The organism is Paenibacillus sp. J23TS9 (genome assembly GCF_018403225.1).
Taxonomy (GTDB): Bacteria; Bacillota; Bacilli; order Paenibacillales; family Paenibacillaceae; genus Paenibacillus_AQ.
In genome coordinates this window covers 150,584-169,654 of record NZ_BOSG01000005.1, presented here as the reverse complement: position 1 = coordinate 169,654, position 19,071 = coordinate 150,584, and the positions used below count along the sequence as shown (strand labels likewise).

Below are 19,071 nucleotides of genomic sequence, written 5' to 3'. Positions count from 1 at the left end.
AAGCGGAAACTAGGAAAAAGTCGTCGATAATGAATTCAGGAGGGAGAGAGCCGATGCAATGGAGGAGAGAAGCAATGAGCCGGCCCAGGTAGATTGGATGATACATAAATCAGCCAGAAACGCGGACCGGCATAGCGGCTGTAAAAAAATATGCAGGCCCACTTCTCTGGTGAGTTGATGTAGTAAAGTGAAAAATCGCCGTTCACCCATACACCGCAAGCCATTTTTTTAATTGGCGTTTCATCATTTCGCGATAATGAACAGGTTCAATAATTTCTGCTTCGGACCCGTATTGGGACAGCCAGCTCATGAATTCACGGACATCAGAAACCTTCAGATTAATGACTAGACTTCCATCATGCTCAGTCATTTCCGCAAACGGCAGTATAAATTCCTTTTCTTTGTATTTCGGAATGACCGCAGAGGAGAGTCTAACCTTGAATGAAACCGGTTCTTCTTCTTTTCCGCGAAAATGATCATGGCACTCCTGCTGTATATGGGTATGTACTTTGATGAAGCAATCATCCAACACAACGACCCGTTCAAAATGATTCAGGCGATAAGTATGTACTTCTCCCGTATTATGGTTTCGTCCGACCAGATAAAAACGGCGCTGCCATGGGATCAGGAGGTATGGATCTATTTTACCGTAAAGAAGCTCATTTCGTTCCGGAATGTAATATTCAGCCTGGATGATTTGATGAGACAGGGTTGCCTGCAAAATCGGTATCAGATACTGGGACTGTTCCTCTGCGGATGATCCCTTGGCGGTCTTTCCCGGTTTGTGATGATCACTTTCCTGAAGCTCAGTTTCTATTCGATCGATGCTCTGTTTATGATGTGCAGCCATTACCTTTTCATAGGCGCCTTCGAATCCTTCGGGCAGCAGAGGCTTGACTTGATTCATGACCTGAGCAAGAGTCCGAAATGCATGAACTTCTTCCTCCGTCCAATCGAATGGATATAAAGCAAACCTGCCGATAAATTGATACCCTTTCCCATATCCAAGATGGGTGATAGGTATATGCATGGCGCTTAAGGCTTCCATATCACGGTAAATGGTACGTTCACTGGTAGTGCATCTTTCTGCCAGCTCCCTTGCCAGTATCCCCGGTTTAGCTTGAACAAGTGTAATGATGCGCATTAATCGAATTAGTCTGTCGGTCATGTGGATTCTCCTAGCTCATATAGTAAATTAGACTCATTTAGAGTTGCGTGATGTAGTCCATTCGACTTGTAGCAAAGCGAATCCTGCCTAAAAAACCCAGCCCTGTTTGCTTCTCTAGACTTATGCCTCAGGCTGATTTCTTCAGAGATGCGAAAATAAGCGAACATATTAACCGTTTTTTATTTTTAGAACCTTGCGATTTTGATAGGTGCTCACATAGTGCTCGCTCAGCTGGTATAACATATCCGCTTCTTCAAGCAATCGGCCATCCGTAAAACGCGCAGCTTCAATTAACAGCTCATCCCCTTTTCGACGCAGAAGCCACTCTCCACGGTCAATTTCCCCGTATTCGAATAAATGAATGGCCTCCTTCAGAACACTCTGGGTTTCCAGAAGCTTCACATGCTTTCGTACATGGAAATTTTCCGGCTGCTGTAATAGCCCTGTATGGTAGGTATAGTTCATATATAATTCCTTTACAGGAAGTTCCTTAATGCGTTCTTTATTCTTTTCTTTGAATTTCCATTGAGCTGACAAAACGCCATGCATGCCAGCATTTTGAGGCTCAAGAGCAAGTTCGATGGCTATAAACTGCTTCACACCATCATACAGATGACCGAGAGGAATCATGAGTGACTGACCCAGGTTTTTCATTGCCTTCGCTCCATGGACATGGACTAAAGAGACTTGCGGTTCAAACCATAAATGCAGCTGCACATCTTGGGCGATCAGTTTGGGTGTACTTCTCTTTCTTGAAGGACGAAAGGATCCCCCATACCATTCAACCAACAAAATGACTTTATTGGAGCCGCTTGCAAAGATGTGACTGCGGTTCCATGTAAAATTTTCCTGAATACCTGACTGCATGGATTTCACCCCTTTTCTTGTCATCTTTATATCGTACCAATATGGGCTGACAGCAGACTGTCACGGAACATATGTTCGTACGATATATTTCTATCATTTTAGCATATTTACGACACGCTTGAGAAATCTCATTTGTTCTTTTAGCCTTAATTCCCCCCATCCTTGACAAAATGCGCAAAAAGACCTAAACAAAGCCCAGCACGAAGCCCCTTATAGTATATAAGAACTACACATAAATAAATGTCGAAATATGTAACAAACATATGAAAATAAACGTTATATTTTAGTTAGGCATAAATAGGCTTTTCATTATCTGTATCACATGACGACAATATACAGCAAAAAAACCCGAAAGTCCTGTTGGACTACGGGTTTTTATCGCCTGGTTATGATATTATGATACAAAATCAGCTGACTGCTGCTTCGGCATCCGATCCTGCTGGTTTGACAGCTAATTCATCTAAAAAAACCGGTGCATAGGTTATTTTGTCAATCCAGATTTCTCTGCCTACGGGCTTACCATTCACAGTAATCAGCATTTTTTTGTATTGTTGTTCTTTTTCCATTTCAATCTTCTCCTTTTAACATTGCATAGCATGTGCTGCAGTCCCTCATATCGGCCTCAGCCTGATCTATGTGTATTTGTGTATTTTTAATAGTTATATCCTCAGGGAATGAAATAAGTGTGACGAATCTAGCGGCTACTTACTAGATATACCCGTTCAGGATAGTTCCTAAACTTTGAATCATTTACAAATATCCAATCCGTATAATAATCAACTCCATGTGTTTTGGGGTAATGTAGGTTACCAGGCATGTTCCATACTATGCGGCAGGTGGTGAAAATATGAAAAAAAACAAGAAACTTCATAAAATATCATCGCTCCGAACGATCAGTATGCTTTTTTTAGTGATATGGGGATTGCTGCTTGCCGGTACCTCCGCCCACGCGAATTATTTTCATGACTTCTACAATGGTGTGGAAAAGTTCTCTGATCTTCCGGGTGAGGTTAATCAGCTTAAGGAGAGTTATCAGGAAACGCTGGATGAGCTGGACCAGGCGAAGCAAAATGCCAAGACATTCGAGGAGCAAAACGTTCAGCTTGTGGAGCAGAACCGCCAGCTGGCTGAAACGGTCAATCAATTGAAGGAAGTGAACGAGCTTAAGGACGCCAAAGCGCGTAAATTCAAAATCATGCTCATTACCGTCGTTCTTCTCGTCATAGGTTATTTTGTCCTGATCCGCGTTTTACGTTTCGCCATGCGTCGCTCCAACCGAAGAACGCGGCTGTAGCTTTTCACTATCACCTCTAAAAGGAGGAAACTTTTTTGAATATCAGAATCCGGGAATCCGGAGGAGGGAATGGACAAGCCGTAGACTTCTCGCTTGGTGAAGGGGAATCCATGCATATTCTCCATCCCGAGCAAGTCATCGCTTACCGCGGTCCTTCCGATGGCCGCAGCGACCGTTTCATGAATGTGAAAGGAATGTACCGAAAAAAAAGACTGATCCAGGCGGATATGAGCGGTCCCTGCCAGTTTACCGCTGCACTGCCTCCCGGATTTACCATTAAAACCGTGGAGCTCCAGGAATACAGCGATCTTCTCTACGATTTCCGCAATCTCTTCTTTTACAGCACAGGAATTCAAATGCATACCCGGATACTTCACATTAAAAATATGCTGATTACCAAAGATGCGGTAAAGATGAAGTTCTCTGGTTCGGGTACAATCGGCTTGCTAACGGAAGGAGCAGTTTATGAATCCGAGCTCCATCCTTCCGAGCCGCTGTATATCGATGCAGGCAGCCTCGTTGCTTATCCCGAAAATGCCAAGCTCGAATTAACCGTCTACGGCAATACGCTGGCCAGCCAGCATATGAACTATCACTGGAAAATGACCGGAAATGGCACGGTTCTGTTTCATGCCGGACAGCAGACCAGCCGCCTGCAGAAAGAAATGGAACAAGAAGGCCTGCTGAAAAGAATATTGCGCGAAGTGATCCCTTTTGGAGGCGTCATTATCAAGTAAGGGTATACGCATACCCTTTTTCTGTCATATAATCTCTTTATCCATTTGATGAGAGCAGGAGGTTCATATGTCAGTTCCTACCGTAAATAGCGCCGCACCACAAAAAGGACGACAGCCGCTAGCCGGTTCCGATGCGAGTGCTACCGTCTTCCGCATACTGATCGCAATCAGTCTTGTTCATCTGTTCAACGATTCGATTCAGTCGGTTATTCCAGCCATTTTTCCCATTCTAAGATCTTCCATGCACTTAAACTATACGCAGATCGGGTGGATATCCTTCGCAATAAATTTCACATCTTCCATTATGCAGCCTGTTGTCGGCTGGTTCGCAGACCGCAAACCGACTCCGGCTATTCTGCCAGTAGGCATGGGCTTCACCTTTACAGGCATGCTTCTACTGGCCTTCGCTGATACATACCCGGCTGTGCTGCTGGCTGTCGTATTCGTCGGCCTCGGGTCGGCGGCTTTCCATCCGGAGGGCTCCAGAGTGTCCCATATGGCTTCGGGCACACGCAGAGGATTGGCCCAGTCCATCTTCCAAGTAGGAGGAAACGCAGGTCAATCGCTGGCGCCGATGCTAACCATGTGGATCTTCATACCGCTCGGTTTGTTCGGAGCCATCTGGTTCACGCTCGTAGCGGGAGCAGGCATCGCCGTTCAAATTTACGTTGCCAGATGGTATGGCAGGAAGCTGCAAAGCGGCGCACATGTGAAGAAAAAGGCGGCGGCACGCCAGCTGAAGCCTGAGGTACGCACGAAAGTCCGGTTTGCCATTGTGATGCTTATCGTGCTGGTCTTTGTCCGGTCTTGGTACAGCTCCTCCATCAGCACTTTCTTTCCGTTCTATTTGATCGATCATTATGGTTTAAGCGTCAATGACGCCCAGATCTTTATCTTCCTATTTCTTGGCGCGGGTGCAGTCGGCACCTTCTTCGGCGGACCACTCGCAGACCGTTTCGGCAAGCGGAATATTATTTTCGGTTCCATGGCGCTTGCAGCTCCGCTCGCTCTGCTGCTGCCCCATGTCGGTTTATGGGGGGCGGGCATTCTGCTGGCCCTGATCGGATTGATCGTCTTTTCCAGCTTTTCCGTTACCGTGGTATATGCCCAAATGCTCTTCCCCGGTAAAATCGGAACCGTATCCGGCCTCATCACTGGGCTGGCCTTCGGGCTTGGCGGTCTCGGTGCTCTTGTTCTCGGCAAATGGATCGATATGGTTGGTGTCAACACCGTGATGACCTTGTGCAGCTTCCTGCCAATTCTCGGTATTCTAACCTTCCTGCTTCCTTCAGATAAGCTTCTGAATCAATGGTCCAGCGAAAGCGAGGAATAAAAGAACTAATCAAAACCTAACAGAGCAAAGCCCTTCCGGTCTCTTCGGCGAAATAAGTTCACCGAAGAACCAGAAGGGCTTTTTAATGCTTTTTTATTTGAGTCTTGTAAGGATTCTCCGTTTCCGGTATAGCATCTTCCCTGCTTCCGCAACATCCTCAATCGTCCCCTTATTGCTGATGGAACCAAACAGAATACCTGCGACCGGCACCAGCTGAAACAGCTTTTTCCAGCCAAAGCTGTCCCTGTACGTTTGAACGACCTCACGCCATCCCTGGATTTGGGAAAATACCTGCAGCGCATGATCTTCCTGCTCAAATTGGGCAAGCTCTTCCAGCACCGCCTTTTTACCTACAATATCGGCGGAAGCAAACTGCAGACATTTCACGATAAATACCCGCTCCTGTTCCGATCTTGGATCATATCCGTAACACAAAGCCATCTCCTGCAGCACTTTAAGAGACAAGCCAAGTACCATCGGAATATCCGCAGCGAGTGTAAACACACCTCCAACACCCGTGGTTGCACCCTGAGCAGCTGCGAACTTGACGCGGCGGCTTGTCAGCTCCTCTGCCGTTCTGTCCATAACCTCAAGCGGCAAATTCGCGGCTTCTTCAAGCGTAAACTCAGCCTTTTCCCCATTGAGTTCTCGCTCCTCCGGCAGCTTGGCAGCACCGTTTTGCGAATGGATCCATGCGGCTTGAAGCAGCTTCAATACGCTCTTTTGCTGGACCAGATACTGTCCACCGGTCTGCAGAAACCGCCCTACTTCCCCCAGCGCATCCCCAAGCTTGTCACGTATCCGTTTTGGGGTCAGTTTGTCCAACAGCATAAACGGCAGACGGCTGAGCTTTTCCCAAAACCACACCTGCTTCTGATTCTTCTCCCAAGCTTCAATTTTCTTTAGCTCTTCCGCTAAATATGCGGTCTCTTCCGTTGCCGCCATCAGAACCCTCCTTTAATCAGAACCTGTTTTGGCCGGGGTAATGTCTTGTTCTGCCCCTCGCGGGTAATGAGCAGCAGGATGGGAAATACTTTTCGAGAGAAAGGAAGCGTGCCGTCAGATCAGCAAACCTTCTCTTTCCTTAAACCGTTTGATCAAAAATTCGCTATGAACATTTGTGATACCCTGCAGTTCCTGCAGCCGCAGAAGATACCGCTCCACATGCTCCTGATTATCCATCAATGCATGAACATGAAGATGCGGTCCACCGCTCATCTGATACACACTGGTGATCTCCTCATCCGAGAGAAGCTGCTCCGCTACGGTCTCGAGCATACTCCATTCAACATCGATGTTGAAGTAAACTGACAGGCTTTTCCCTGCTTTCAGGGGATTAACACTTACCGTGAATTTATCGATAATTCCTTGCTCCATCAGGTTGTTTACACGTTCCCTGACGGCGGCTCTCGTCAAATTGACAAATCTGCCTAGCTCTGCGTGGCTGAGTCTCCCGTTATCCAGCAAATGTTTTAGAATCAGCTCATCCTTTTCATCCAGTTGATTAAAACGCATATGTTTCTCCCCTTCTCCCGGTCGGATTGCATTCCATTTTGGTGATCAATTCACAATATACTTTACAATGTAAATATAAAAATCAAATTTAATGTCCGATTGTATATCATAAATTATACAATCGTTGTATAATAGACCCGTATTTCGCCCGAGTGTCAGGACAGTTCACATATAGTGTACAGGTACCCCTGAGTGTAATGCAATCGGGTAAACTTTTTGGAGAGGAAGGTGTCTTGACTTGATTTTGTTCTCACTGCAAATCCTTCTGATCGCCATTTTGGCCGGAATCGTAGGATCAGTGCTCGGACTTGGCGGTGGCATCATCGTCACGCCGGCTTTAACGCTGCTGTTCGGCGTGAGCATCGAGCATGCGATTGGAGCCAGCATTATTTCGGTTATCGCTACTTCAAGCGGATCAGCGATCGCTTACATACGCGACCGTATCACCAATTTGCGCGTGGGTATGTTTTTGGAAATCGCCACGACGATTGGTGCCATAACCGGAGCATTTATCGGTGGTCTCATCGCGCCCAATTTGCTCTATATTATCTTTGGACTTCTGCTCATCTATTCCGCGATCAATATGATCAAGAAAAAGAAAGGCGATCAGCAGGAGCTGGTTGAAATGCATCCCGCAGCAGCAAAGCTGAAGCTCGGAGGAAGCTATTATGACAAGGCCATTCAGCAGCAAATTCCTTACAATGTGGGCAATGTTTATGGAGGCTTCAGCGTGATGTACGGGGCCGGCGTCATATCAGGCCTGCTCGGCATCGGCAGCGGCAGCTTTAAAGTCATGGCTATGGATGTCTTCATGAAGCTTCCTCTTAAGGTATCGACGGCAACCAGCAACTTTATGATGGGTGTAACCGCCGCCGCAAGTGCAGGGGTCTATCTGCTGCGCGGGGACATTGATCCCCACATCGCGGGACCGGTTGCACTGGGTGTTCTGGCCGGGGCAACGATTGGAGCCCAGATTATGCAGCGCATGAAGAGCAAAACCATCCGGAAGCTGTTCATCCCGGTGCTGCTCTATGTAGCCCTCCAAATGATTTATGAAGGGGCGGGATTCGGCAAATGAATGAAAAAAGTGAAATTCAAGATGTTGAACTCGCCGTCAGCCGCTGGCTCCGGGTTGGTGTCATTATCAGTGCTGCGGTTATTGTACTTGGTTTGATCCTGCTCTTTATTCAAGGCGGCAGCGGATATCCCGAGAACTTTTATCCTCACACCCTGTCTGATATATTTAGCGGTACTGCCCAGCTGAAACCCTACGCCGTCATTACGACCGGATTAATTTTGCTGATTCTTACGCCAGTGCTGCGCGTTGCCATCTCAATATGGGTCTTTGTACGGGAAGGCGATAAGCTGTATGTTATCATTACTTCCATCGTTCTTATCATTCTGATCATCAGCTTCATACTTGGAAAAGCCTAAGAAAATAGCCACAGCAAAGCATGAAGCCTAAATGAGCCCGGATTCCTTTTTTTAGAGGAATAGCCGGGCTTTTTAATTACTTTTCTTTTTTGGTCTGATCCGTCGGCGGCAGAACGTTCGTTGCTTCCTCCACAGGCTGCTTCACTTCGTTTAGATGAACGACAGGCAGGGCCGGCGAGGTCAAAATGGTTTTGAGCTGCTTGCGCTTGGTTTTGGGACTCAGCATATACAGCGTATCCCCCGCCTCAATCCGCGTGTTCCCGCGCGGGGCAATAATTTGCTCATCGCGGATAATGGCCGTAAACAGGATATCCTCCGGCAGATCAAGCTCCGAAATTTCCTTTCCGGCGATCGCCATCGAGGTATTCACTTCAATATGGTTGATTTCAGATCTGGTTTTCCCTAGAGCAGTGAGCTCCAGCAGTGAGGGATTGGAAGGCTTTAGATCGCCGGCCAGCCCCAATTTCTGGGCAAGTGGGGACACCGTCGCCCCCTGAATAATGGCCGAGGTCAATACGACAAAGAAAACGACATTAAAGAATAACCGCCCATGCTCCATTTGGGCTAATAATGGATATGTAGCAAGTACGATGGGAACCGCACCGCGCAGTCCTGCCCAAGAGAGCAGAACCTTTTCTCTCATCGAATATTTCATTGCAATGGTACTGATAAAAACGCCGATTGGACGAGCCACAAGCATAAGGATCAGCGATAGAAGCAGTCCCGGGCCAATAATAGCCGGCAGCTTATCAGGGAACACGAGGAGACCGAGCAGTACAAACATGACAATCTGCATCATCCAGCCAAAGCCCTGGTTAAAATGCATGATAGACCTGCCATATGCCAGCTCCGAATTCCCCATGACGATTGCTGTCACGTATACGGCAAGCAGGCCGCTGCCGCCAATAATGGAGGTTCCGCTGTATGAAAGCACGGCGAAACCCAATGCCATGACCGGATAAAGTCCGGAGGAATCAAAATTGATTTTGTTAATCACATATACAGCCAATCTTCCGATCAGCAGGCCAAGAACAAGACCAATGCCCATCTCCCATATAAATGACAGGATTAATCTGATTATGGAAGAATCCGGATGCTCGAATAACTCGATCAGGGATATCGTCAGGAACATCGCCATGGGATCATTACTTCCTGACTCCGCCTCAAGTGTGGAGGTCAAACGTTTTTTAATATTTTTGCCGCCAAGTACAGAGAATACAGCTGCAGCATCTGTAGAGCCGACAATCGCTCCGAACAAAAAGCCTTCCGTCCAGGATACGCCAAGCACGTATTTGGCAGCAATACCAACGACAAAAGCGGTTAGGAGCACACCAACTGTGGCGAGTGAAAGAGCCGAGCCTATCACCGGCTTAATATCATCGTATTTGGTCTGCATCCCGCCTTCGAACAGAATAACAATCAAAGAAAGAATGCCGACAATTTGGGTTATAAAGGCATTGTCAAAGTAAATGAACCGGTTCAGCACCATCCCGACAACGATAAACAGGACCAGTGCGGGCATTCCGAACCGTGAGGAGAACTTGGTGGTTAAGACGCCAACAAGCAGCAAACCAGCCATAAGCAAAACAAGTGAGTTAATGAGTGTGGTAGATTCCAAAAGCCTCGCCTCTTTAGAATAGAATACATGCCTTATCATTTGAACAATCCATATATATATAACCCTTCCGTGACTCTTTACAAACCCATTACCTAATAAGAGGAAGACTTTTCACCATGTAAAAAGAAAGCCACCTCAGTACATTTTCCCGAAGTATTCCATTTTATCCCTTTACTCGGATTGGTTTATCCTTGAATTTATCAATCCCCGCCAAAACAAGATTCAAAATGGATGATAGCATTTGCTTTCAGCTTCCCTTTATACTGAAAATAGAATGTGAATGTGTAAATGGAGGCGAAACCGATGAACATCCGCAAAGTTTTACCGCATGAGCTTGGAGAGGCTGCCGCCTTATCCGATTTTGTTTTCCGCCAGCCCGATCAGCAGTCCATGGGCAGTTTATTTCCATATTTGTTTAACCCGGGGATCAGCCAATCATATGGCGCTTTTACAGAGGAGGGGAAGATCGTCGCTTTTATGGGCTTGGTTCCGGAAGTGATCCGGGTGGGAAGTGCCAGGCTTTGCGCATTCGGGCTTGGCTCTGTATGCACGCATCCCGATTACCGCGGTCAGAATCTCGCGAGCAAGCTGCTTGAAGAGTGTATGGAGCATGCCAAACGTTCCGGCGCTTCCCTTGTCTTCGTATCCGGAGACCGTTCCCTGTATATGCGATCCGGATGCCAGTACTTCGGACATGTTCACTCAGCGGCCCTGAATCATTCAGCAGCACAATCGCTGCAGACCAGCACAGCAGACGATTGGACCATAAGAAACATGGAGCCTGAAGATATCTTTGCGGTGACTGAGCTCTTTGCTTCTGAACAAGTTGGATATGAGCAGGGTCCGGCACAGCTGCTCGCTTTGCTCGGTGCAAGTCCGATCCCTGATATTTACCGTCTGAATTCTCAAGCTCTCGTAGCCATCAAGGATGGAAGGGTACAGGCTTTCGCGCTGGCAGCCGTGCATTCCGCGAATGTTCAAAATACGGCCGCTCCAGAAGAGCCCTCCCGTGCTGTGGAATGGGCAGGCGATGTTCATGGATGCGCTCGGCTGTTTGCTGAATTTCACCATCGATTCCCGTCGGACCACATGATCCTCCCTATCCCCTGGCAGCAGGAGGAAATGTTAAAATTGCTCCAGGCATCCGGGGCTGAGGTGACCGATGGACGAAACAGCGGAACGGTTTGGATTGCAGATGCTTCAAGTCTGCTGAACCAATGCTCATCTCTTCTTCCTGTTTCCTGGGAAAGTAAATTCCATCTCAACGGAAGCCATGATCAGGAGAGAAGTTATACGATTACTAAGGGAGGCCAGGAGCTGCAGCTGGATGACAGCGGACTGCTATCTCTGCTCTTTGATCCAAAGTCTCCGCATAAAACGATGGCTCCGGAAGGCTTCAGGACGATTCCGTTACCGTATTTGTCCGGTCTGCATTTCGTGTAATTTACATGTTATTAATACAAAAGACTGCCTTAACCGCTTCCGCGGCTGGGCAGTCTTTTGTATACTCATCTACTTTTGCTTTTCGAGCTTATCGGGATTGGATAAAATCCGCCATCGATTTTACAAGCAGCTGGCCCGGCTCGGCAGGAATAAACGCGCTGACAGACTCTGTCCGTGCAAAGAACTGCACCGTTTGGGGTATCCCTGGGACCAGATCGAAGAAATTATCACTGAAACAGCCTTCCACTTCGCTGGAAAGCCATACATGTTTAGCAAGCTTGTTCGAACTTAGCTCAAATACTGTCCCGCCGCTTCCCTCGACTTCATGAATCTGAATTGCGGGTTGCTCCAGAGCAAGCTCTTTCATCGGCACAAAGTAATGAACCTGGCTGTCCAGTACCTCACCTGAAACTTCAAGCTGTGCCAGCATGAAGGTATTTCGCATGTCTATGTCTTGCAAAAGCTGTTCGGTTGGAGATGAATAAACCTTGGAAGATGTATTGGGTTTCATGGAGAAAGGCACCGTGCGTTGGTTCAGAACCGCACCATTCATATCCATAACCCATAAATGGATGCTGCCGACGAACGGTTTTAGCTGATCGGAAATGACATAAACGTCCAGATCGTCTTCACTCGTTCCGTCAATCGACAAAGCGATATCCCGGAAGCTGCGCTTGGCAGCATACTGCAGCGCTTTCCATCTGCCAAAGTAGTCCATACCTGCCCAGGAGGCCACCGGCCAGCAGTCGTTCATCTGCCAATAAAGCGTCCCCATGCAGTATGGTTTACGGCGGCGATGCGACTCAATAGCCATTTTCATCGCCTCTGCCTGAAGCACCTGACTCATGTATAGAAAGGATGGAAAATCTTTAGGCTCATTCATATACATATCCATATACTGCTTAATCAACCGGTTACCCTGACCATTTTTTTGATGCGCCAGCATGACAGGTGATTCGAGTTCCAGATCACTCTCTTCTGCATAACTGCGCACAGATTGATACTCAGGAAATGACTGGAATCCGTATTCGCTCATGAAACGTCCGACGTAAATATTATAGTTTTCGAACGGCTCCACATTATGCCACACTCCCCAGTAATGAATATCCCCTGCCGTAGAATCATTAACCGCATGCTGCTTACTGTCTCCCGTTAAATCAATCATGGGTGATGAAGGCCAGTAAGGAATACCCGGTGCATGTTTAGCTACTGCCTCCGGCAGAATACTGTGGAAGATCTTCTCGTAATCGCTCCATATTTTATCACGAAGTTCCGGCGTATAGCTTTGTTTCCAGCCCCAGCCGCCACGTTCCGTATAATGTGACCAGGCGGTGTCGATCTCATTGTTACCGCACCAGATGACAACCGAGGGATGATTGCGGAGACGCTTCACATTTTCCTCCGCTTCAGCACGGACATTCAGCAAAAACGGCTCATCTCCGGGATACATGCTGCAGGCAAACATGAAATCCTGCCACACCATCAGGCCGTATTCATCACACAAACGGTAGAACATGTCCTGCTCGTAGATGCCACCGCCCCACACCCGAAGCATGTTCATGTTGGAGGCAGCGGCTGTCGCAATTTCATGACGGTAGCGCTCCTCCGTAACTTCGGTAATGAAGCTGTCATTCGGGATATGATTCGCGCCTTTGGCAAACACAGGCACACCATTCAGTTCCACATAAAATGTAGATCCCGCTTCATCCTTTTCTCTAATTAGCTTGGCCGAACGCAGACCCGTTGTGATTGTCCTGGATGCGATTAGGGATTCATGTTGTAACAACTCGACCTGAAATTCATATAGATGTGCAGCTCCCAGCCCCCTGCACCACCACAGCTTCGGATTGGATATGGCAAAAGGGATCTCTATCAAATTTATGCCCCGGTTTAACATCACCTTCTGCTCCCAAATCAAATCTTCAGTCTGGAGTCTGATCATCCCTTCCCCTTCTGCAACAGCCTCAATCTCAGTCACAGCCTTCAGTATGGCTTCAGCAGGAGTAATGTCAATCTGCTCGATGAACAGGTCCTGAATACGATTGTCCTCCCAGCCTTCAATCCAGACTTCCCTCCAGATACCGCTGGTAACGAACCTCGGACCCCAATCCCATCCGTAATGATAAGGTGCTTTGCGGGCAAACACGCTGATTCTCTGCTCACCCAGCCCCCCCACTTCAGACTGATCATTGGATGCCGGAAGCGCATACCCCAGCTTCTCCAGCTTAGGCAGATCCTCCTGCACAGGAGAGCGGAAGCGGATGTGAATCGTATTACCGCTGCTTTTCAGAACACTTCTAACATCGGCTTTCCACACCCGGAACATATTATCTGTACTCAGTACCTGCTGACCATTCACGATTACATCCGCATACGTATCCAGACCGCCGAATACAAGCTCCAGCTGCGGAAGCAGCAAAAGCTCCTCCGGCAAATCGAAATGACTTTCATACTCCCAATCCTGCTTGTCGATCCACTGTACTTCTTTTTCATGGGTTCCGTAAAAGGGATCCGGAATCTTCGCATTTGCAAGCAAATCCGTATGTACGCAACCAGGAACCTTCGCTTTCATCCATTCCTGTTCATGACAAGCTTTAAAGCTCCAATCATTTACAACCCATTTTGTTCTGCTCATTATGCCCTCCCATCAGCCACCAAGCTGATCCCTATGTTATTGTTATTGATATAATATAACAAAAATAACAAAAAACAACCTCTTACATCCATCGCAATAACACCAACAACGGATTTGAAACATACTCTTTAATCATGCAGTCACCAACCATTTTGTCGAAACCACTAAAAAAATATATATTGTTATTATAATTACAGTAATAATATATAACAATATAAATAATTAATTCAGTTATTCAGCTGTAACTCAAACCAAGATGTTGTTTTTCGTCTATTTTCCTTCTATTCCGGCACGGTAATCTTATAGCAGACATAATCTAGAGTAAGTTCACAACGCACCTGAGCTAGCTTACTAATGCACATGCCGCTGCATTCAAAGGAGTGTCTACGTGTGAAGCCAGTAAAAACACGAAGTGTCAACCGTCCCAATACATCAGCAGCCCAAAGAAATCAAGTAGCCCTTATTTCTGCATTGCTGTTTCTGATTGCTGCTTTACTCAGCTTATACGTCGCCTGGCAGGATTTAAGGACTGGAGGTAATTCTGAAGTTTTCATCTAAAGTATGCAAAAATGACGCCGCTGTGAAGCCGGCGCCATTTTGCGTACAAGGTATTTTAAATAGCATCCTCTTGGATGACGGTAGGAAAACGTACGATGACCTCCGTCCCCACTCCCTTTTCACTAAGAAATTTCATATTCCCCTTCATCACTTCAATAATGCGGAATGTGACCATAAGTCCGAGTCCCGTACCTTTTGTTTTATTCGAAAAATAAGGCTCGCCCAGTCTGGCGACTTCAGACGGCTCCATCCCTCCGCCATTATCCTGAATATGAATAACCACTTCATCTTGTTCGGTATAAGCCCAAATATGGATCTGCCCTTCTTCACGCAACGCTTCGATACTGTTTTTGATAATATTGATAAAGGCTTGTTTAAATTTTGAAGAATTCCCTTCGATATATAGATTCTTTGGAATTCTCGAAGTGATTTTACTGCCTTGAAAATTGGCAAGAGGTATCAGAATTCCTTCGATATGCCGGAACTCATCAGCCAGATCCAGCAGCTGCACCTGATCAATTTCAGGCTTCGCGAAGGTCAAAAAGTCGGTAATTATGCCTGAAGCCCGATCCAGCTCCTTCAAGGCAAGCGTGAGATACTCCCTGTCTTTATTTATTGATTTTTCTAGCAGCAGCTGCAGAAAGCCCCGGGTCACCTGCAGAGGATTCCGCACCTCATGTGCTACAGACGCAGCCAGCTCGCTGATAATTTCCATTTTCTCTGAACGCTGCAGCTCCATATTGAACATTTCTAATTCCTTTGAATACATCAGAATCTGATGGTGATTCTCAGTGAATTTCTGACCGAGAACTGCAATAAGTGCAAGTGCAAATCCAAGAACTCCCCATTTCCACCAGTACAGTTCGTATTTCCCGCTGCTTACCATGAAGCTTATCATTTCAATCAGAACGGTGAGGCCGAATACAACAAAGCCCGATGTGAAAATCAGGGCATTCCTGTTGCCTTTGACCGCATACCCGATGGAGCTGACGACGACCAGAATAATCTGCAAAATAATCAAATAGCCGAGTATCTTAACGGATAACAAATAATACAAGTCAAAAATTCGATCATTAAGCAACAGGTTCACAACCATGAAACACAAACATATTAGCGAATAAAAGGTCTGAAACTTGCGGTAATGCCGGATGATCTGCATATATCCTGCGCCAACTGTTTTTTCAAAATAAAAAGTCAATGAGGGCAGCAGACTTAAGAGAGCAATGTCAAAAACAATAAGGATGATCTGTCCATACCCATTATACAAGCTGTATAAAAGCGGCGAATACGTCAGAATGATAGCTCCGATCGACAGCAAGATGAGTGTTAATGTCAGCCAACTTACCAGTTGGCCTTTTCGCATGAACAAAGCCACAATCAACATGACCATTCCCACAAATACCATGGAGCTGCCCAGGATCAGATCATCCAGATTCGATTTTACAAACTGTTTGAGCAGCACCTGATAATCGCCTGTCAGTACATCTCCGGCGATTCCGATCCTGTCCTTCTCCGCTTGTATCTGAATACGCAGCGTCTTCCCCTTATCCCCGGGGCTCAGCGGAAGCAATATTTTGTGGGTGTCGTACATATAGCCGCGGTTCTGCTCGTACACTTTACGCTGATCCAGATAAATAATGATGCGCTGCCCATAGACCTTTTTTAATAGCAGTGCGGAAGGGCTGGACTTAAGCTCGGGCAGCACCGTTTTATACCATGCGTCTGCGGTATCCTGATCACGCGTTGGCAGGTTTTTCAGGGAACTCAGCCTTTTCCAGCCCGCGTCCGGAGCTTCATTCGCCCTCAGACCGGCCGCATCTTTTTGCTGTGCCCATTTGAAATCCCAGCCTGACATCGAAATATAATCCGACCCCGGTGCCGCAAAGCCAGAACCAGGCCTTGCGACAATCAAAACGATCATGACGAGCATCAGCGCACAGGCTGTTTTGAATGCAACTCTCATATATCACCTCAGATAGTCATTACTTATGCTATGAGGCAGAAGATAATCCGCCTGAAATTTCGCAAATCTCTCGATTTATTATGTAATATATCGACAAATTTCGCAATTTCTCTATATTAAAAGTCATTCGTCGGCATCGCCGTATGGCAACTGTTTCAGCAGCTGAAGCTTTGTTTATAAATGTACCAAGCGGGACAAATTACCTGAAATAAAATGTGAAGGAGGAGAAACAGCCATGCGTGAACCTCATGAGCAAAACGTCGAAGTGGATCGGACAGAGGTACATAAGAAATCCGACTCCAGCCTTGTAGCTGCAACGTTTATCAAGTATGCGGCATACATCATCATTTTTTTCGGATTTCTCTACTTCCTGATCAGATATGTATTTCCAAAATTTTAAATTACAGCATGAGATACATCTCTCCCTGTGACCGCTGGGTTATGGGGATTTTTTTATACAGTTTTTCCCACCTGAATTCGCAGGGTTTATTCCCAACGGTTTAGGGTAAGGGTAAGTATCGAATACAAAATAAGGAGATGGAACCATCATGTCTGAAGAGTACAAAACGGAAGCGGATTTAACATATGAACGGTACGAAAATGCAAGAGAGCACCCAATCGAAGAGGGTCTTCCCGAGGATGATTTCCGCGAAGTGAATACACAAACCGCACAAAGCATTACACGTGAGCCGGAAGCCGCCGATGTGGAGTTTTATACCCGCTCTGAAATGAGTCCGGAGCTCGGTAACCGGCGTCCTGAGATTCCCGGAGAATCGCTGCAATCTGCTGAGGATGACATAAGCGATGAAGAGACTGAGCTTGAAGATGTCCCTGACGCAGATGATATTCAGATGAACAGTCCGATTGACCCCTCGGCTACCATTGAAGATATGCATGGAACCGACCTGATCAATGGTTATGATGGTGATGATTCAGAATAAAATAAAAAAAACGGGCTCCGGGACAGCGGAGACCGTTTTTTCTTTTTACATAAAACCAAGCACATGTACCAACACAAACCCCATAATAGCCAATACCACCGATCCCATCAATCCGGCTGCAAAGGGCTTCACTCCGTTGCGGCGGAAAAAGGCAAAATCGACATTGAGGCCAAGACCTGCCATCGCCATCGCAATCAGAATATAAGCAATATTGATGATTTGCGCTGTAACAGCATGCGGAATGATACCCAGTGAATTTATAGCACTCATGAGTAGAAAGCCAAGCACAAACCACGGAATTTGAATTTTGCTTTTATGCGTCTTTTCTTGTTCTCTGCGGCTGGCCCAGTATCCTACACATAGCGAGACCGGAACCAGCAGAGCTACCCGCGTCAGCTTGACGATAACAGCCATATCCTCTGCTTCTTTCCCGCCTGGTGCGGCTGCCGCAATCGCATGGGCCACCTCATGCAAGGTACCGCCTGCAAAAGCACCGTACCCCGTATTCGTTAGTCCCAGCAACGGATACAGGCCTACATAAATTAATGTAAACAACGTACCGAGGATAGCAACTGTGGCTGCACTGACAGCTGTTTCCTGATCTTTCGCTTTAATCAGCGGAGCAATGGCTACGACTGCTGCAGCGCCGCAAATGGCGGTCCCGCATGCCGTCATCAGCGACATCGTCCGGTCCACTTTTAACAGCCTTGCCAATCCATATACAACAAAGATCGTTACCGTAATATTGACCGCTGCCAGTAAAACAACCTTTGGACCGGCGTGGGCGATGTCCATCAGATTGAGCCGCATCCCAAGCAGTATGATCCCGAAGCGAAGCAGCTTTTTATTGGAAAAGGAAACCCCCGGCATAATGTAGCCCGGCACTCCAACGGAAGCTCTGTAAACCATCCCGAGGATAATCGCCAGAACAAGCTGGCCCATAATGCTGAGAAACGGAAACAGGGATAATCCTTTTGCGAGCAGTGATAAAATCAGCGTCAGCCCAATCCCCAGAATAAAAGCGTTAGTCTTTCTCTTTCTGCGAGGAACTGCAGATTCCTGTGAAATCATTGGTATTGCCATCCCCTTTGTTCAATCTCTGTTGTTCTCATACGCTCACTATAAAGTTGATGGCTCAGGAAGTGAAATACCGATTTGCTATCTCTATCATGAGGAAAACTAATGATTATAAGATTCCCTTTTATATGTAATTAATATTTATCGGAGATGCAATATATAGATTGCATTAAGTAATGTATATGTTACACTGTGTTCCATAAGGAGGTAGCGATGCTCTTTGATGAACCAAGTGAAAATGGCGCGCATTCAAGCAGATTTTACCCAGCAGCAGCTGGCTGATCGAACCGGTGTTACCCGCCAAACCATCAGTTTAATTGAAAAAGGAACATATAATCCGTCACTAAAATTATGCTTGGAAATTTGTTATACCTTGAACCGGACACTTAATGATCTGTTTTGGGTGCAATCAGAAGATGCTAACCATGAAAAGATCGCGGATGGAAAGATAGAATAAGACGAAGAAGATCTATGGGCTAAGAATTTGA

19 protein-coding genes are annotated in these 19,071 nt (G+C 46.6%); 10 read left to right on the top strand and 9 right to left on the bottom strand.

Annotated features, from left to right (window positions below):
• Positions 1-202: 202 nt before the first annotated feature.
• The 3 genes from KJS65_RS24730 to KJS65_RS24720 all read right to left on the bottom strand — a co-directional run bounded on the left by KJS65_RS24730 (position 203) and on the right by KJS65_RS24720 (position 2,601).
• Complete coding sequence (locus KJS65_RS24730; RefSeq protein ID WP_213652497.1) at positions 203-1,168, bottom strand: helix-turn-helix transcriptional regulator; 966 nt, start codon at positions 1,166-1,168, stop codon at positions 203-205.
• 168 nt (positions 1,169-1,336) lie between these two features.
• Positions 1,337-2,035 (bottom strand): hypothetical protein, encoded by a 699-nt coding sequence (locus KJS65_RS24725; protein WP_213652496.1) that lies wholly within the window; start codon positions 2,033-2,035, stop codon positions 1,337-1,339.
• A 407-nt stretch (positions 2,036-2,442) separates the two neighbouring features.
• Entirely contained in the window at positions 2,443-2,601 is a 159-nt protein-coding gene (locus KJS65_RS24720) for a hypothetical protein (RefSeq protein WP_213652495.1), read from the bottom strand.
• Positions 2,602-2,882: 281 nt separating this feature from the next.
• On the opposite strand from KJS65_RS24720, the gene KJS65_RS24715 reads away from it, so the two are divergent.
• From KJS65_RS24715 to KJS65_RS24705, 3 genes are all read left to right on the top strand, one after another.
• Positions 2,883-3,329, top strand: a complete 447-nt coding sequence (locus KJS65_RS24715) for a hypothetical protein (RefSeq protein ID WP_213652494.1) — start codon at positions 2,883-2,885, stop codon at positions 3,327-3,329.
• 35 nt (positions 3,330-3,364) lie between these two features.
• Positions 3,365-4,066 carry an AIM24 family protein gene (locus tag KJS65_RS24710; RefSeq protein WP_244864791.1) on the top strand — a complete coding sequence of 234 codons (702 nt, stop codon included), beginning with the start codon at positions 3,365-3,367 and terminating at the stop codon, positions 4,064-4,066.
• 67 nt (positions 4,067-4,133) lie between these two features.
• Complete coding sequence (locus KJS65_RS24705; protein WP_213652493.1) at positions 4,134-5,399, top strand: MFS transporter; 1,266 nt, start codon at positions 4,134-4,136, stop codon at positions 5,397-5,399.
• A 93-nt stretch (positions 5,400-5,492) separates the two neighbouring features.
• Here the strand turns inward: KJS65_RS24705 and KJS65_RS24700 are convergent, their stop codons facing one another.
• Both KJS65_RS24700 and KJS65_RS24695 read right to left on the bottom strand, forming a co-directional pair.
• Positions 5,493-6,344, bottom strand: coding sequence for an EcsC family protein (locus tag KJS65_RS24700; RefSeq protein ID WP_213652492.1), 852 nt, complete (start codon positions 6,342-6,344; stop codon positions 5,493-5,495).
• Positions 6,345-6,458: 114 nt separating this feature from the next.
• On the bottom strand, positions 6,459-6,914 hold the full coding sequence (locus KJS65_RS24695; RefSeq protein ID WP_213652491.1) for an Lrp/AsnC family transcriptional regulator: 456 nt from the start codon (positions 6,912-6,914) through the stop codon (positions 6,459-6,461).
• Positions 6,915-7,152: 238 nt separating this feature from the next.
• Between KJS65_RS24695 and KJS65_RS24690 the strand changes: the two genes are divergently transcribed.
• Together KJS65_RS24690 and KJS65_RS24685 are read left to right on the top strand one after the other, a co-directional pair.
• Entirely contained in the window at positions 7,153-7,992 is an 840-nt protein-coding gene (locus tag KJS65_RS24690; RefSeq protein WP_213652490.1) for a sulfite exporter TauE/SafE family protein, read from the top strand.
• A complete protein-coding gene (locus KJS65_RS24685; RefSeq protein WP_136608470.1) occupies positions 7,989-8,348 on the top strand; it encodes a DUF1634 domain-containing protein in 360 nt (119 codons plus the stop codon). Before KJS65_RS24690 ends, KJS65_RS24685 begins: the two co-directional genes overlap by 4 nt.
• Before the next feature lie 76 nt (positions 8,349-8,424).
• On the opposite strand, the gene KJS65_RS24680 is transcribed toward KJS65_RS24685, so the two are convergent.
• Complete coding sequence (locus tag KJS65_RS24680) at positions 8,425-9,966, bottom strand: potassium/proton antiporter (RefSeq protein ID WP_213652489.1); 1,542 nt, start codon at positions 9,964-9,966, stop codon at positions 8,425-8,427.
• A 303-nt stretch (positions 9,967-10,269) separates the two neighbouring features.
• On the opposite strand from KJS65_RS24680, the gene KJS65_RS24675 reads away from it, so the two are divergent.
• Positions 10,270-11,409: a GNAT family N-acetyltransferase gene (locus tag KJS65_RS24675; protein WP_213652488.1), complete on the top strand. Its 1,140-nt coding sequence runs from the start codon at positions 10,270-10,272 to the stop codon at positions 11,407-11,409.
• An 88-nt stretch (positions 11,410-11,497) separates the two neighbouring features.
• Here the strand turns inward: KJS65_RS24675 and KJS65_RS24670 are convergent, their stop codons facing one another.
• Complete coding sequence (locus KJS65_RS24670; RefSeq protein WP_213652487.1) at positions 11,498-14,044, bottom strand: beta-mannosidase; 2,547 nt, start codon at positions 14,042-14,044, stop codon at positions 11,498-11,500.
• Positions 14,045-14,434: 390 nt separating this feature from the next.
• Between KJS65_RS24670 and KJS65_RS24665 the strand changes: the two genes are divergently transcribed.
• A complete protein-coding gene (locus KJS65_RS24665; RefSeq protein ID WP_213652486.1) occupies positions 14,435-14,602 on the top strand; it encodes a hypothetical protein in 168 nt (55 codons plus the stop codon).
• Between the two features lie 55 nt (positions 14,603-14,657).
• Here the strand turns inward: KJS65_RS24665 and KJS65_RS24660 are convergent, their stop codons facing one another.
• Positions 14,658-16,565: a sensor histidine kinase gene (locus KJS65_RS24660; RefSeq protein ID WP_213652485.1), complete on the bottom strand. Its 1,908-nt coding sequence runs from the start codon at positions 16,563-16,565 to the stop codon at positions 14,658-14,660.
• A 235-nt stretch (positions 16,566-16,800) separates the two neighbouring features.
• Between KJS65_RS24660 and KJS65_RS24655 the strand changes: the two genes are divergently transcribed.
• On the top strand, positions 16,801-16,965 hold the full coding sequence (locus KJS65_RS24655) for a hypothetical protein (protein ID WP_213652484.1): 165 nt from the start codon (positions 16,801-16,803) through the stop codon (positions 16,963-16,965).
• A gap of 148 nt (positions 16,966-17,113) precedes the next feature.
• Positions 17,114-17,506, top strand: coding sequence for a hypothetical protein (locus KJS65_RS29975; protein WP_244864789.1), 393 nt, complete (start codon positions 17,114-17,116; stop codon positions 17,504-17,506).
• 45 nt (positions 17,507-17,551) lie between these two features.
• On the opposite strand, the gene KJS65_RS24645 is transcribed toward KJS65_RS29975, so the two are convergent.
• Positions 17,552-18,577, bottom strand: a complete 1,026-nt coding sequence (locus tag KJS65_RS24645; RefSeq protein WP_244864788.1) for a YeiH family protein — start codon at positions 18,575-18,577, stop codon at positions 17,552-17,554.
• A 229-nt stretch (positions 18,578-18,806) separates the two neighbouring features.
• Between KJS65_RS24645 and KJS65_RS24640 the strand changes: the two genes are divergently transcribed.
• Positions 18,807-19,040 carry a helix-turn-helix transcriptional regulator gene (locus KJS65_RS24640; protein WP_213652704.1) on the top strand — a complete coding sequence of 78 codons (234 nt, stop codon included), beginning with the start codon at positions 18,807-18,809 and terminating at the stop codon, positions 19,038-19,040.
• Positions 19,041-19,071: the final 31 nt, after the last annotated feature.